Source organism: Streptomyces racemochromogenes (genome assembly GCF_044129415.1).
Taxonomy (GTDB): Bacteria; Actinomycetota; Actinomycetes; order Streptomycetales; family Streptomycetaceae; genus Streptomyces; species Streptomyces racemochromogenes_A.
In genome coordinates this window covers 14,589-28,335 of record NZ_JBBDHD010000037.1, presented here as the reverse complement: position 1 = coordinate 28,335, position 13,747 = coordinate 14,589, and the positions used below count along the sequence as shown (strand labels likewise).

At 73.0% G+C, this 13,747-nt stretch carries 15 protein-coding genes; 7 read left to right on the top strand and 8 right to left on the bottom strand.

The genetic code is table 11. The features are described 5' to 3' along the window. The first annotated feature begins 206 nt into the window (after positions 1-206). From WDV06_RS16790 to WDV06_RS16775, 4 genes are all read left to right on the top strand, one after another. Entirely contained in the window at positions 207-1,262 is a 1,056-nt protein-coding gene (locus WDV06_RS16790; protein WP_395510549.1) for a glycoside hydrolase family 26 protein, read from the top strand. A gap of 381 nt (positions 1,263-1,643) precedes the next feature. Beyond that, a complete protein-coding gene (locus tag WDV06_RS16785; protein ID WP_395510586.1) occupies positions 1,644-2,060 on the top strand; it encodes a C40 family peptidase in 417 nt (138 codons plus the stop codon). A 322-nt stretch (positions 2,061-2,382) separates the two neighbouring features. After that, complete coding sequence (locus WDV06_RS16780) at positions 2,383-2,619, top strand: chaplin (protein WP_395510548.1); 237 nt, start codon at positions 2,383-2,385, stop codon at positions 2,617-2,619. Between the two features lie 161 nt (positions 2,620-2,780). Next, positions 2,781-3,650, top strand: a complete 870-nt coding sequence (locus tag WDV06_RS16775) for a GNAT family N-acetyltransferase (protein WP_395510547.1) — start codon at positions 2,781-2,783, stop codon at positions 3,648-3,650. A gap of 31 nt (positions 3,651-3,681) precedes the next feature. Here the strand turns inward: WDV06_RS16775 and WDV06_RS16770 are convergent, their stop codons facing one another. Together WDV06_RS16770 and WDV06_RS16765 are read right to left on the bottom strand one after the other, a co-directional pair. Further along, positions 3,682-5,133, bottom strand: coding sequence for an amino acid permease (locus WDV06_RS16770; protein WP_395510546.1), 1,452 nt, complete (start codon positions 5,131-5,133; stop codon positions 3,682-3,684). Between the two features lie 132 nt (positions 5,134-5,265). Next, the gene (locus WDV06_RS16765) at positions 5,266-6,102 is read right to left on the bottom strand and encodes an undecaprenyl-diphosphate phosphatase (protein WP_395510545.1); all 837 of its coding nucleotides are present in this window, start codon (positions 6,100-6,102) and stop codon (positions 5,266-5,268) included. A 130-nt stretch (positions 6,103-6,232) separates the two neighbouring features. Between WDV06_RS16765 and WDV06_RS16760 the strand changes: the two genes are divergently transcribed. Continuing rightward, positions 6,233-6,622, top strand: coding sequence for a BlaI/MecI/CopY family transcriptional regulator (locus WDV06_RS16760; protein WP_395510544.1), 390 nt, complete (start codon positions 6,233-6,235; stop codon positions 6,620-6,622). Positions 6,623-6,637: 15 nt separating this feature from the next. Beyond that, the gene (locus tag WDV06_RS16755) at positions 6,638-7,570 is read left to right on the top strand and encodes a M56 family metallopeptidase (protein ID WP_395510543.1); all 933 of its coding nucleotides are present in this window, start codon (positions 6,638-6,640) and stop codon (positions 7,568-7,570) included. A 48-nt stretch (positions 7,571-7,618) separates the two neighbouring features. On the opposite strand, the gene WDV06_RS16750 is transcribed toward WDV06_RS16755, so the two are convergent. The 3 genes from WDV06_RS16750 to WDV06_RS16740 form a co-directional block, all read right to left on the bottom strand. After that, complete coding sequence (locus tag WDV06_RS16750) at positions 7,619-7,981, bottom strand: subtilase-type protease inhibitor (RefSeq protein WP_395510585.1); 363 nt, start codon at positions 7,979-7,981, stop codon at positions 7,619-7,621. Between the two features lie 342 nt (positions 7,982-8,323). After that, on the bottom strand, positions 8,324-9,163 hold the full coding sequence (locus WDV06_RS16745; RefSeq protein WP_395510542.1) for a DUF4389 domain-containing protein: 840 nt from the start codon (positions 9,161-9,163) through the stop codon (positions 8,324-8,326). A 240-nt stretch (positions 9,164-9,403) separates the two neighbouring features. Next, positions 9,404-10,717 carry a YhgE/Pip domain-containing protein gene (locus WDV06_RS16740; RefSeq protein WP_395510541.1) on the bottom strand — a complete coding sequence of 438 codons (1,314 nt, stop codon included), beginning with the start codon at positions 10,715-10,717 and terminating at the stop codon, positions 9,404-9,406. A 170-nt stretch (positions 10,718-10,887) separates the two neighbouring features. Between WDV06_RS16740 and WDV06_RS16735 the strand changes: the two genes are divergently transcribed. Then, positions 10,888-11,574: a MerR family transcriptional regulator gene (locus WDV06_RS16735; RefSeq protein WP_395510540.1), complete on the top strand. Its 687-nt coding sequence runs from the start codon at positions 10,888-10,890 to the stop codon at positions 11,572-11,574. Positions 11,575-11,609: 35 nt separating this feature from the next. Here WDV06_RS16735 and WDV06_RS16730 read toward each other — a convergent pair whose 3' ends face one another. From WDV06_RS16730 to WDV06_RS16720, 3 genes are all read right to left on the bottom strand, one after another. Then, a complete protein-coding gene (locus tag WDV06_RS16730; RefSeq protein ID WP_395510539.1) occupies positions 11,610-12,485 on the bottom strand; it encodes a hypothetical protein in 876 nt (291 codons plus the stop codon). Then, a complete protein-coding gene (locus tag WDV06_RS16725) occupies positions 12,482-12,649 on the bottom strand; it encodes a hypothetical protein (RefSeq protein ID WP_395510538.1) in 168 nt (55 codons plus the stop codon). Before WDV06_RS16725 ends, WDV06_RS16730 begins: the two co-directional genes overlap by 4 nt. A 328-nt stretch (positions 12,650-12,977) precedes the next feature. After that, on the bottom strand, positions 12,978-13,520 hold the full coding sequence (locus WDV06_RS16720; RefSeq protein ID WP_395510537.1) for an NUDIX domain-containing protein: 543 nt from the start codon (positions 13,518-13,520) through the stop codon (positions 12,978-12,980). Between the last annotated feature and the right edge of the window lie 227 nt (positions 13,521-13,747).

Sequence of the window (13,747 nt, the reverse complement as noted above, 5' to 3'; positions counted from 1 at the left end):
CCGGTCGCGGACGCGGGTCACCCGAAGGGGCGCAGGACGGCGGCGGTTGCGGCGGCATCGGCACCGGCTTCGCCCGGTCGGGCCAAGCGGGGGCGGGTCCGCTCCCGCGAATGGCTCAGGATCGGGGCACCGGGCAGGCCGTCTGCGGGGCGGGTGTCTAGCGTCACTGGCAAGCACATCGGTTCCCGAGGCTCATGGAGACGACCATGTCCCGTACAGGGCGGTGGATGGCCGGCGCCTGCGTCGGTGTGGTCGCGGTCGGAGTGCTGGCCGCCGGCGGCGGCGTGGCCCCGGCGCCGCGCCCGGAGGCCGGGGGCGGGGTCGCCGCGGTGCCGTTCCCGGCCGCCGGGGGCGGCAGCGGTTCGGGGGTGGCGGTGGGCGCCTACCTCCACTACGGCTCGCCCGGCGTCGACCGGATGCGGGGGCTCTCGCGCTGGCTCGGAGGGGCCGAGCTGCGCGCCGGACACACCTACCTGCCGGGCGACACGTGGGCGAACATCGAGGGGGCGCCCGATTCCCTGCGGAGCTGGGCGCGGTGGCGCAAGGAGAGGCGCGACAGGCTGTTCGTCCTCAACGTGCCCATGTTCGAGGGCAACGAGGCCGACGTCCCCGACGAGCGGGTCGCCGAGCTGATCCGCTCGGGCGCGGAGGGCGCGTACGACCACCACTTCCGGCAGCTGGGCCGGCGCCTGGTCGCACTCGGGGTGCCGGACACCGTGATCGTGCTGGGCTGGGAGATGAACGGCTTCAACTACACCCACAGGTGCCGCCCCGACCCCGAGAACTGGAAGCGGTACTGGCGGCGCATCGTGGCCGCCATGCGCTCCGCCGACGGACAGCGGTTCCGCTTCGACTTCGCGCCCAACCGCGGGCCGGACGCGATCGGCTGGACCGCGTGCTATCCCGGGGACGACGTGGTCGACATCGTGGGGATGGACTCCTACGACCAGCCTCCCGGCGACTCCTTCGACGAGATGGTCGACCAGCCCTACGGGCTGCGCCAGCACGTCGAGTTCGCCAAGGCGCACCACAAGCGGATCTCGTATCCGGAGTGGGGACTCTTCCGCAACGGCGACAACCCGGAGTACATGCGGCGGATGCTGAGGTGGATCTCCGAGCACAGGCCGCTCTACCACAGCATCACCGACTACTGCCCGCACGGCGTGTGGCAGTGCGGCGAGAACCCCCGTTCCGCGCGGGTGTTCCGGGAGTCGCTGTCGGCCCACCGGAAGGGACGGCCGGCCTCCCGCCCCCGGCCGTGAGGGCGGGGTAGGGAGAACCGGGGGGCGGGGGCGCGGGCGGGGCAACGGGACGGGGGACGGGGGACGGTGGCGGGACATCGAGCGGCCCAAGTGGCCGCTTCTCGCGTTCCGGCCGGTTTCGCGCCCCGCACGGCGGGCCGGACGGCGGAATGGTCCGACAAAGTGAAGGCATATCATCTCGGTTCGCTTTGCCCAACCGAGATATTTCACGCCGTGTCCGACACTCCGCGCCAGAACATCTCGTGCAAAATGGGCCGTCGTCGGGAGCCGTAACGCAGTCACCGAGAACAGTCACCATCACGGTTGTTCCTGTATTTGAATGCGGAGGTATCACGATTGGCCAAAACAAAAAAACGCCGGGAGAGCCATCGCTCTCCGGTCCTGTTGCTCGCAGTCTCCGTAACCGCCGTACTTTTCACACCCGCGCCCCCCGCCCAGGCCGCCTCCCTCTACGGCATAAAGGCTGTCGCCGTCGCAGCCTCCAAGAAGGGCGCCCCCTACGTGTACGGCGCCACCGGTCCCGATGAATTCGACTGCTCGGGCCTCACGCTCTACGCCTTCCGCAAGGCCGGCCGGACCCTTCCCCGCACCGCGGAAGCCCAGTACGAGAGCACCGACCACATCTCGCGCACCGAGCGCGCGCCAGGAGATCTGGTCTTCTTCCCCACCGGGGGAACCATGCGCCACGTCGGCATCTACGCGGGCCACGACCAGATCTGGCACGCTCCCCGACCCGGCACCCGCGTCCGGCTCGAACGCATCTGGACGGGTACCGCCCGCTATAGCCGGGCCAATTAGAATGCCCGGGCGGGCCGCCCGGAAGTGGAAATCCAGAGCGCAACAGGGCAGCACCGAAAAAGGAAACGCGAACCGGTCTCGACACCGTCACGCCCCCTCCGGTACGGGCCCTTGTCCCGACGACCGCAACCGAATGCACGCAAGAATTGATTCAACGTTTCGAACGGACGTTTCCGTGCAGAACTGTACGAAAACTGCCGTCTTGGGGCGCGACATCGGGCCGCCCGGGCGTGACACGCCGTTGGTGGGGTGAATGCCCGGGAAGTGGCCCGCGCAAGCGGTGTGATCCTGCTTCGACGTCCGTCATCGACTTTGGAGTGACATGCGTATTCGAACTGCGTTCGCCGCCACCGTGCTGGCCGCCGTCGGCATCCTCGGCGCCACGGGTTCCGCCGTCGCCGACGCCAACGCGAACGGTGCGGCCATCGGCTCCCCGGGCGTGCTGTCCGGGAACGTCGTCCAGGTGCCGATCCACATCCCGATCAACGTCTGCGGCAACACCATCAACATCATCGGCCTGCTGAACCCGGCCGCCGGCAACACCTGCATCAACACCTGATCCACCCGCGGCCCGAGGCCGCTCACGACGGTCCCGTCCGGAGGGCAGGCGCTCCGGACGGGGCCGTCGCCCACGTCCGCCGGGCCCCGCGCGCCACCGGTGAGTACGGGTGAACGGGCGGGGCGCGGGCCGCTGTCGGTGGCGCTGGCTAGGCTGGCCGGATGACCGGGATACAGATCGTCGCCGAACAGGGCGCGTGGCGGGGCGGGTTCGAGGAGCGGCTGCTGGCCGCCTACCGGGAGGCGGGGTGCTCGGAGCCCCTGGCCCTGGCCCTGCGGGAGCGGGCCGTGACAGGGATCGACGGCTGGACGCTCGCCACGGACGGCACGGGGTGGATCGCCGTCGAGGCGGCCGAGGACAACGGGGTGGTCACGGGCCGGATCCACGACCTGACGGTACCCGGGGGCCGGGCGTGGGCCGAGCGGTGGTGCGCGGAGCAGGGTGCGCGCAGCGTGCGCGTGCGGCTCACCGGCGGCGCGGGGGCGCAGCCGGGGACGGGGGCCTTCGCCGACTACCCCGTGCGGGGCCAGAACCGGATGCGTGCCGTGGCCGAGCGGCCCGTCCTGCCGCCGGGGCTGACGGTGCGCCGGCTCCGCGAGGAGGAATACGCGGACTGGCTGGCCCGCGAGGAGGCCTCGTACATCGCGGACATCGTCCGGGCCGGGGCGCTGACGCCGCAGCAGGCCCGGCAGAAGTCCGACCGGGACTTCGCCGAGCAGCTCCCCCAGGGGTACCGGACGCCGGGGCACGCCTTCTACGCCATGGAGACCGGCGGCGTGGTGATCGGTACCGGCTGGGTCAACCACGGCTACCTGCCGGGCGTCACGTTCGGGTTCTCCCTGGAGGTGCACGAGGAGCACCGCGGCAGGGGACACGGGCGGGCCGCCATGGCCGTCGGCGAGTGGGCCACCCGGCAGGGCGGCGACGAGGCGCTGATGTTCAACGTCTTCGGCGGCAACGAGGTCGCGATGGGCCTGTACGACAGCACCGGGTTCGCCGTACTGGACGAGTTCCGCTCCATCGACCTCTGACCCGCCGCCCGCCCGGGGCCGGGGCCGGCCCCTACTCGGGGAGGCCGCCGCTCCCGGGCGTGCCCTGGGGGGTGTGCCGGGCCAGCAGGGAGTGGCGGTAGGAGTAGCCGAAGTAGATGGCCAGGCCGATGAGGAACCAGACCACGAAACGGATCCAGGTCTCCACGCGCAGGTAGGTGATGAGCCAGATCGAGGCGATGACGCCGATCGCGGGCAGGACCGGCATCAGCGGGGTGCGGAAGGAACGGGGCAGGTCGGGGCGCCGGTAGCGGAGCACGATGACCGAGGTGCACACGACCGCGAAGGCGAGCAGGATGCCGATGTTGGTGAGTTCCGCCGCCTCGCCGATCGGCACGAAGCCCGCGATGACCGCCGAGGCCACACCCACGATCCAGGTGACCCGGGTGGGGACGTGCCGGGTGGGGTGCGTCTTGGCGAACCAGCGGGGCAGCAGTCCGTCACGGCTCATGGAGAACCACACGCGGGTCACGCCGAGCATGAAGGTGAACATCACGGTGAGGATGCCGATGATCGCGCCGACGGCGATGACGTCGGCGACGACGGGCAGCCCGACCGCCTTGAAGGCACTGGAGAAGCCGCTCTCGGGGTCGATGTCGGTGTACTTCTGCATGCCCGTCAGGACCAGGCAGGCGAGGACGTACAGCACCATGGCGATGGCGAGGGAGTAGATGATCGCCCGCGGCATGTGCCGCTGCGCGTCCTTGGACTCCTCCGCGGCGGTGCTCATGGCGTCGTAGCCGAAGACGGCGAAGAAGACGGTGGCCGCGCCGGTGAAGGCGCCGCTCACGCCGAAGGGGAAGAACGGCGTGTAGTTGTCGGTGTTGATGTGGAAGAAGCCGACGATGATGACGAGCAGCACCACCAGCACCTTGAGCCCGACCACGATCGTCTCGAAGCGGGCGGCGTTCTTGATGCCCAGGGTGAGCAGGTAGGCGGTGAACAGGCACAGGACCGCCGCGATGAGGTCGAAGCGGTGCCCTTCGCCGGTGCCCGGGGCTCCGAGCATCCAGGTGGGCAGGGAGGCGCCCGTCTCCTCCAGGAGGAAGTTGAAGTACCCGGAGATGCCGATGGCGACGACCGCCACGATGGCCGTGTACTCCAGCAGCAGGTCCCAGCCGATGAACCAGCCGGCCACCTCGCCGAGGACGGCGTAGCCGTAGGTGTAGGCGGAACCGGCCTTGGGGATCAGGCCGGCGAACTCCGCGTAGGAGAACGCCGCCGCGGCGCTGGCCACGCCTGCGATGAGGAAGGAGAGGAGGACCGCCGGTCCCGCGACGCCGTTGGCGACCGTTCCGGCGAGTGTGAAGATGCCCGCGCCGATGATGCCGCCGACTCCGATGGCCGTGAGCTGCCACAGGCCGAGGGTGCGGACGAGACGTTCGCTGGGGCCGCCTTCGGGCTCCTCGATGTGCTCGATCGGCTTGCGACGGAATACACCCTGACCTGACCACACGGTGGCCATGTTCCGTTCCTTCCCGCCGGGGATGACGAGGCCACATCATCCCGGAAGCACCGGCCTTGCGGAACTAGGCGCTCCGACACGGGCCGCCCCCGGTCGCGGAGGCGGCCGGGGGCGGTCGGGGGCGGGGACGGGTCAGGCGTGCAGGACGCCGGTGCCCAGGAGTCCGAAGAGGAGCACGCCGACGACGACCCGGTAGACGACGAAGGCGTTGAAGGAGTGCTTGGCGACGAACTTCAGCAGCCACGCGATGGAGGCGTAGGCGACACCGAAGGACACGACGGTGCCGACGACCAGCGGAAGGGTGTCCACGCCGGCCCCGAGCGCGTCCTTCAGCTCGTACAGGCCCGCGCCGGTCAGTGCCGGAATGCCGAGGAAGAAGGAGAGGCGGGTGGCCGCGACGCGCTCCAGGTCCAGGATGAGTCCGGTGGACATGGTGGCGCCGGAGCGGGAGAAGCCGGGGAAGAGGAGGGCGAGGATCTGCGAGGAGCCGACGAGCATGGCGTCCTTGAGCGAGGTGTCGTCCTCGCCGCGCTTGTGGCGGCCCATCTGATCGGCCGCCCACATCAGGCCGCTGCCGACGATGAGCGACCCGGCGACCACCCACAGGGAGGCGAGCGGCCCCTCGATCAGGGGCTTGGCCGCGAGGCCGACGACGACGATCGGGACGGTGGCGAAGATGACCCACCAGGCGAACTTGTAGTCGTGGTGGTAGCGCTCCTCGCGGTCGGCCAGACCCCGCCCCCAGGCGGTGACGATGCGGGCGATGTCCTTGTAGAAGTACGTCAGGACCGCCGCGATGGCGCCGACCTGGATCACGGCGGTGAAGGCGACGACGGACTTGTCGTCGACGGGGATGCCCATCAGCCCTTCGGTGATCTTGAGGTGGCCGGTGGAGGAGACCGGCAGGAACTCCGTCACCCCCTCGACGACGCCCAGGACCACGGCCTGTCCCACACTGATCGCGCTCACGTGCCTTCACCTTCGGTTGGTTGAACGGGCATCGGGCGTCCCGTTCGGACGCACGCGACGCACAGAGTAACTTCTATTCGTGAATAGAAGTTACTCTGGCTCCCGGACGACCCGAGGAAGGAGGCAGACGGTGGGAACGAACAAGGAGCCGCCGGGCCGGGGCAGCGGCGGACGGCGGGCGAACGGGGCCCTGGAGAACGAGGTCATCGCCCTCCTGCACGGCGCGGGCCGCGCGCTCACCCCGGGCGAGGTGGCCGAACGCCTCACCGCCTCCCCCGCCCACACCACGGTCGCCACCACCCTGGCCCGCCTCCACACGCGCGGCGTCCTGGACCGTACCCCGCGCGGGCGGAGCTTCGCCTACGCGCCGGTCACCGACGAGCCCGGGCTCACCGCCCGGCAGATGCGCCAGGTCATGGAGGGCGGAAGCGACCGCGCCTCGGTCCTCACCCGGTTCGTCGACGAACTGTCCGACGCGGACGAGGACCTGCTGCGCCGCCTGCTGGGCACCGAGGGATAGGGAGCCCCGCCGACGATGCACCTGGCCGTGTACCTCCCCCTCCTCTTCCCCGCCCTGGCGGGGCTCGGTGCCGACCCGCTGGCCCGTCGGCTGGAGCCCCGTCTGGCGACCTGGCTGCTGACCGCGGCCGGGCTGCTGCTGGCCGCCTCCAGCACCCTGGTCCTGGGCCTGCTCGCGCTGGCCGGCCTGGTGCGGATCCCGCTCGTCGACGCTCTCAAGGGCTACGCCCCCGCGGTGGTCGCCCGCCAGGACCCGGCCGCGTGGCCCGCCGCGCTCGCGGGCGCCGTCCTGCTCACCTTCGCGGTCCTGGCCGCCGTACGGCTGGCCGCGCGGCGCGCAGGGGCCCTGTGGTCCGCCGCACTGGAAGCCGCGTGCCTGCCCGGATCCGGCCCCGTCGTCGTCACCGACGGCCCCGGCGCGGAGGCCTACACGGTGCCCGGCCTGCCGGGGCGGATCGTCGTCACCCACGGCATGCTCGACGCCCTGGACCCGGCCGGGCACGAGATCCTCCTCAGCCACGAGCGCGCGCACCTGCGCCACCACCACTACGCGTTCGTCTCCCTGACCCAGCTGGCCGCCGCCGCCAACCCCCTCCTGCGCCCCCTGGCCTCAGCGGTCGGCTACACCGTCGAGCGCTGGGCGGACGAACACGCCGCACGGCACACCGGCGACCGCCGCGCCGTCGCCGAGACCGTCGCACGGGCCGCCGTCGCCGCCAAACACAGCCGGAGCCCGCGCCGCCTCCCCGGCGCCGCCCTCGGCATCCTCGGCCGCCGCCCCCGGCCCGGCCTGGTTCCCCGCCGGGTCGCCGCCCTCCTCGCACCCCCGCCGAGGAACCGGCCCCTTCTCCTCGCCGCCGCCGCGGCGCTGCTGGCGGCCACCAGCCTGTGCGCGCTCGAAGCCGCGTACGACCTCCACCGCTTCCTGGAACTGGCCCACGCCCGCTGAGCCGGCCCGGCGGTCGGCCGCCGGGCCGGCCGCCGGATCCCGCAGGCGTCAGAACGCGAAGACGGCGTTGCCGTTGAGGGTCGCGGACATGGCGCAGGTGTTGGAGAAGGTGTGCTTCCAGGAGACCCGGCTGCCCTGCCAGACGCCGTCGGCGGTCACGGTGACCGGGGCGTAGAGCATCGGACAGGCGCGGTTGGTGTCGGGAGCCGCGAGGAGGCGGTCGAAGGAGCCGCCGGTGGAGTTCAGGGCCGTACAGGCGGCCTTCGGGTCGGGGTGCGTGCCCTGGGCGGTGGGCATGCAGCTGAGGGTCGCGGCGCGCAGGACCGTGGCACCGGCGGTGTCGTCGCCCTGGGAGACGGCGAAGACCATGGCCGACGGGGCGTACAGGCTGGTGGGCTTTGCCTCCGCCATGCCGGTGGCGCCTGCCAGGCACAGGAGGGCGGCGGCGGAAACAGCAGCGAAGCGGTAGCGCACGACAAGACTCACTTTCGATACGAAGGTTTAGCGCGGCATTTGGTTGCGTTGTCGCGCTTCGGTGCGGCCGAGTCTGTCGGATGTGAAGGTGGAGCGCATGTCGATGACCTTTTTACGGACACCGTGTTCGAATATCGGATAGCGCAAGGGTGTTCGGGCAGCTCAGCGGGGGTGCGCTCGCTCCGTGTCCGGGCGGAAACAGGGGGTGATCACCGCGGAGGCCGCCCGGACCGCGCCGCTGACCTGCTGCTGCGCACCCCGCGTACACCTGGAGGACACTCACCTTGTCCGGATCGGTGCGGTTCCGGCTCCGACTGCCGCTCCGGTCCCGTCGACGGCGCCCCAGCGTTCCTGCCGGATCCGGACGGTCTGGGACGTGCCCGCACCGAGGACGCCGAGCACGAGGAGCAGGACGACCAGGGCCTTGGCCGGCGTCCCGAGGAGCAGCGGGCGGGTGCCGGAGGGCGCCGCCACGGCAGCGGGGGCGAGGGCCTGCCCGACGGGCGGACCGTCGCCGAAGAGGCGCTTCGGGTAGGCGGAGGTCAGCATCATCACGTACGCCTGGTAGCGCATGCGGAACCGCAGCACCGCCGCGACGGCACCGAACACGGGCCCGGGCATGCGCCCCAGCACCAGCGTGATCAGCCAGAACACCCAGCAGGCGGCGGCCAGGCCGTACTGCAGGATGCTGGTGACGATCGCCGCCGGAATCATCAGGACGAAGCGGAACAGCACCGCCAGCCGGTTCAGTTCGCCGGGCCGCAGCTCGATCCGCACGGGGTGCCCCTGCCCGTCGAAGGAGAAGGGCGGGTACCGGTCCACCAGCAGCATCGCGCTCCCGACCACCCGGGTCTCGTACGCGAGGTACCCGCCGAGGAAGTCCGCGATGCCGGCCGGGAGGCGGCCGGTGAACAGCGCGGCGAACCAGCCGACGACGGTCACGAAGAAGGCGGCGATGCCGAGGACGGCCGTGGCGATGAACTGCGGCAGGAGCAGGAGGAAGCGGAGCAGAACCGTCCAGCGCCGCTGGGGACCCGGGGGCGGGACGTCGAGCTCCGGGAGATGTTCGGCCGCCGGGTGTCCGGGCTGCGGCGGACGGGGGTTCCAGCCTGTGGTCATGGGGCGCTCCTGCCGTCGGTGGGGGCGCGGACCCTGCCGGCCCCCGGCCCGGGCCGCGGACCGGGGCCGCGCGCGTACGCCCTGCCAGGGGTACCCCGCGGAACCCTCCATTCCAAGGATCCCGGCTCGTACGGGGCCGCCCGTTGCCCTGAAGGGCCCCCTTCACCCGGAACGCCGGAGCGCCGGCCCGCCGTCTCTTCGACGGGGGGCCGGCGCTCCGGACCGGGTGCCGCGGGGTGCTCAGGCCGCGGCCGGCTCCGCTTCGGCGGGGGTCTGCGCCTCGGGCCGCGGGATGCGGTGCAGGCCCCGGCGGTCGTAGAAGGCGGTGACCGCGAAGCCGAAGGCCAGCGCGGCGGCGAGGGCGATCCCCATGGAGGCCCAGGCACGGGTCAGGCCGGCGTCGGCCTGGGCTCCGTAGTAGAGCAGGGCGCGCATGCCCTCGGTGATCTGGCGCAGCGGCTCGAACTCGGAGAGGCCCCGGAAGAACCCGGGCAGGGCCTGGAGGGGGACGGTCGCGCCGGAGGAGGGCACGGCCATCGCGACGAACACGACCGTGGCCAGCAGCATGCCGGGGGTGCCGAAGGCGGCGAACAGGGCGAGGCTGCCGATGCCCACGACGGCGATGGTGGACACCGAGTACAGCCACAGGTGACCCAGGTGGGAGGCGTCCATGTCGAGGATGCCGACGGTGGCGACCTCGACCAGGGAGCCCATCACCAGGGAGAGGCCGAGCATGAGAGCCATGCCGATGGCCAGGGTGCGGACACGGCTGGTGTGCTGGACGGGCTCGCGCTTGCGGAAGGGGCCGAAGTCGGTGTGCAGGTAGCCGAGGGCGGTGTCGACCTGGGAGTTGACCAGGTTGGCGCCGAGCATGCCGCAGACCACCAGGACGAGGGCGTAGTAGAAGGCGCTCAGGCCCATGGCGCTGCGGGCGCCCAGCGGGTGGCCGTCGGCGACGGTGACGGTGACCGGGTCGGCGAGCTTGAGCTGGGCGGCGGGCGGCAGCTGGGCCTTCTGGGCCGCGGCCTGCTTGAGCAGTTCCTGGCCGATCTGGGCGGAGGCGGCGTGCGCGGCCTTCTGGGCGGCCTGCGAGGACATCGAGGAGCCGATGCTGCCCGCGGACTGGTTGGTCAGCACGCTCAGGGTCGGCGGGGCGGGCTGCTTGCCCGGCGCGGACTGCGGGGCGCCGAGGGCGGTCACGGTGGCGCTGAAGTCCTGCGGGATGACGAGGGCGCCGAAGACCTTGCCGCGGCCGAGGCGCTTGTCGGCCTCCTCGCGGCTGACCAGCTGCCAGTCGATGCTCTTGTCCTTCTCGGCGGCCTTGCGTATGCCCGCGACGACCTGCTCGCCCAGGGCGACGTGGCGGCCGCCCGCGTCGGCGCCGGCGTCGGCGTTGACCAGCGCCACCGGCAGGTCGCGCAGATTGCCTCGGGGGTTGACGTTGCCGCCGACGTAGAGCAGGGCGAACAGCATCGACACCACTGCGGCGATGAGTCCCGTTCCGATCCACAGCTGGGGTCGGCGGAGCACGGAGCGGGGCATGGGGTGGGGCATCGGTTCTCCGGGATCTTCCGGTGCGGCTGCGGTGGGCTGCTTCGGCCGCGTTCCTCGACTGGATACTTCTGGTATCCAGCTACTGGATACTGGCAGTATCTTGTTGTGGTGTCCAATCGCCACGGCCGCCGATGGCGGGAACCGGCCCGGACGACCGGCGGGGAGGCCGCATGAAGATCTCGGAGCTCAGCCGGCGCACCGGCGTTCCGGTCGCCAGCATCAAGTACTTCCGGCGGCAGGGCCTGCTGCCCGCGGGGCGGGCGACCGCCGCGACCCTGGCCGAGTACGGGGAGGAGCACGCGGAGCGGCTGCGGCTGATCAAGGCGCTGACCACGCTCGGCGGCCTGTCCATCGCCGCCACCCGCGAGGTGCTCGGCGCGGTCGACCAGGCCGACACCACCGAGGGCGCCCTCGGTGCGATCAGCTACGCGCTCCCGGTGCCGGTCGCCTCCTCCCAGGGCGGGGCGGACGAGGCGGAGGACGCGGAGGCGGAGGAGGCCGCCGGTACGGAGGTGGCGGAGCTGCTGGCGTCCCTCGACTGGCGGGCTCCGGAGACCTCACCGCACGTACGGGGGCTCACGGCCGCCCTCAAGGAGCTCCGGCGGCTGGACGCGCAGTACGCCCCGGGCGAGCTGGCCGCCTACGCCAGGCTGGCCGAGTCGGTGGCCCGGCTCGACCTGGAGCGTGCGGAGTGCCTCGACGACCCGGTGGCCCTCGCCGAGCGGGCCGTCATCGTCTTCGCGATCTGCGCCCCCGTCTTCGAACTGCTGCGGCGCCTCGCGCAGGAGGACCAGGTCCGGCGCCGCATGACGGACGAGGACGCCGCCGGCCCGCCGTCGGGGTGCGGACCGCACTGAGCGCTCGTACCGGCCAGGGGCGCGCATGGCGGGGGTCAGAAGGGGGGCGCCGGGTCCGCCGTCAGGGCGGTGAGCCAGGCCGTGTACGCGGCCCGTCGGGGGCAGTCGGCGGCGGAGCGGGGGGTGGCCGGGCAGCCGTCCGGCCGGCAGTCCTCCGGCCGGCGGTCGCGGTGGGGGGCGGCTCGGCGGTCCGTGAGGGCCGCGGAGATCTGGGCGAGGCGGCAGTCGGGCAGGGCGTCCCGGTTGGCCGGGTTGCGGAAGGAGTGGGGGCCGTCGTCGGTGCGCACTCCGCGGGCGTCGGTGCTCCACCGGGACGGGCCGGCCCTGCCCTGGCGGCGCAGTACGGCCGCGGCGAGCCGCCCGGGTTCGGAGGCGCCGAGGCGGTCGCGCAGGCAGGCCGCGAGCCGTGCGCCCGCGCCGGCCGGCGGCTCGCGGTCGCCGAGTGCGGGCAGCAGCAGGAGCAGCCGGAGGCCGGGGTCGGTCGTGGTGCCGCCGGGCAGGCCGTTGTCGGCCGCGCCGGTCAGCTCGTCCCAGGACAGCCCCGGCCCACGCCAGTGCCCGGCGTCCCAGGCGAGGGGCTCGGCCTCCGCCCAGGCGGGGTGATGGACCACGTAATCGACGCCGGTGTCCTGGTCGGCGTTCTGGTAGACCACGTGCAGACGGAGCCCGCCGGCGAGCGGGACGGTGAAGACCGGCCGGTCGGCCCCGGCCCACAGCCGCCGCGAGAACGCCCGGGCGGCGCGGGGGTCGCGCGGCCCGAGCCAGGAGCGGGGTATCCCCTCCCGGAGGCAGCTGCTCAGGTGCTGCCACCAGAACAGGGGCTCCTCCAGAAGCCCGGGGTGGTGGGCGAAGCCGCCGGGGTCGTGGCGGAACAGGCGGGTCGGATGCAGTGCGGGGAGCGGCGCGTTCACAGGGCCATGGTCGTAGAGGGGTCCGACAGCGGGCGCCGCCAGGTCAGGCGGGCGAGGAGGGTCAGCGGCTCGACGCCGGCCCCTGCGAGCCGGCCGGCGACGGTCTCGATCGCTCCGACCACGTACCTGCCGGTCCGGGCGGTGCCGGAGGCCGTGGACGTCATGACGTGGCGGCCGTCGACCTCGACCAGCCGATCCGCCGGGCCTCCGCGCGCGTTCGGGGGCCACGGCGGCGGCCCGTCACCCGGTGCCGCCGCGGCGCCGGGCCCGGACCTGCCGGGAGGCCGGCGGCTGCTCGCGCGGGCCGTCGAGGGGGCCGGCGCGACGGGCCCGGCCGCACCGCGAGGCCGGGGACTCGGCGAACGGCTGGACGGGGACGCCGCGAACTCGGCACCCGGACCGCTGCGGCGGTCTCCTGGAGCCGGCTCCCTGGCCGGGCCGCTCGTCGCCCCGTACCACCCCCGCCCCCCCTGATCCGGCCGGGCCGTCGCGTCACACCCAGGTGTAGGTCTCGTCCGTGACGGCGCCCAGAGAGGCGTCGGCCACCACCGCGCGCGGGTGGGGCAGGGCCGCCAGGGCGGGGCCGATGGGCGGGAAGATCGGCAGGCCGGCGGTCTCCCGGTGGTCGATCCACTCGATGGTGCCGATGTCGTGACCGCCGTCGGGGAGTTCGTCCTGCTCGAACGCGGCGAGGGTGGCCCGGAGGCCGGGGGTGACGTGCAGGCGGTAGATCAGGTGGAGCTTGCGCGGCGGGGGCGTGGGGCCGGGGCGGGTGACCCGCTGATCGACGACCCAGAGGAGGTCGCCGCCCTCGGCCCGGTCGATGTCCAGGGCGAGTTCCTCCTCCAGCTCCCGGCGGAGCGCGGCGGTGAGGTCCTCCCCGTCCTCGACGTTGCCGCCGGGCGGGGTGTAGTGGAGGGAGCCGGCGCGTTCCCTGCGGATGAGGGCGACCTCGTCGCCGCAGAACACCAGGGCCCCGACGCGGATCTTGATGCGGGAGAACGCGTGCGGCGGCTGGGACGGGGAGTCGGTCATGGCGGCCAGTATCGAGGACCCGCCCCGGGTTCCGCTCACCGGCGCGGCGACCGGGCACGAGGAGCCCGGGGGGACCGGCCGGGGGGCCGGGGGCGCTGGCGCCCATCCCCGGGGAATGGCACTGCCGACGGCGCGGGCCACGTCGACGCCGATGGCGTCAAGGGCGCGCAGGGCATCGGGGGCGGGGCCGATGCGGTGCGGGGCGCGTTCGCACACGGTGACGTGCC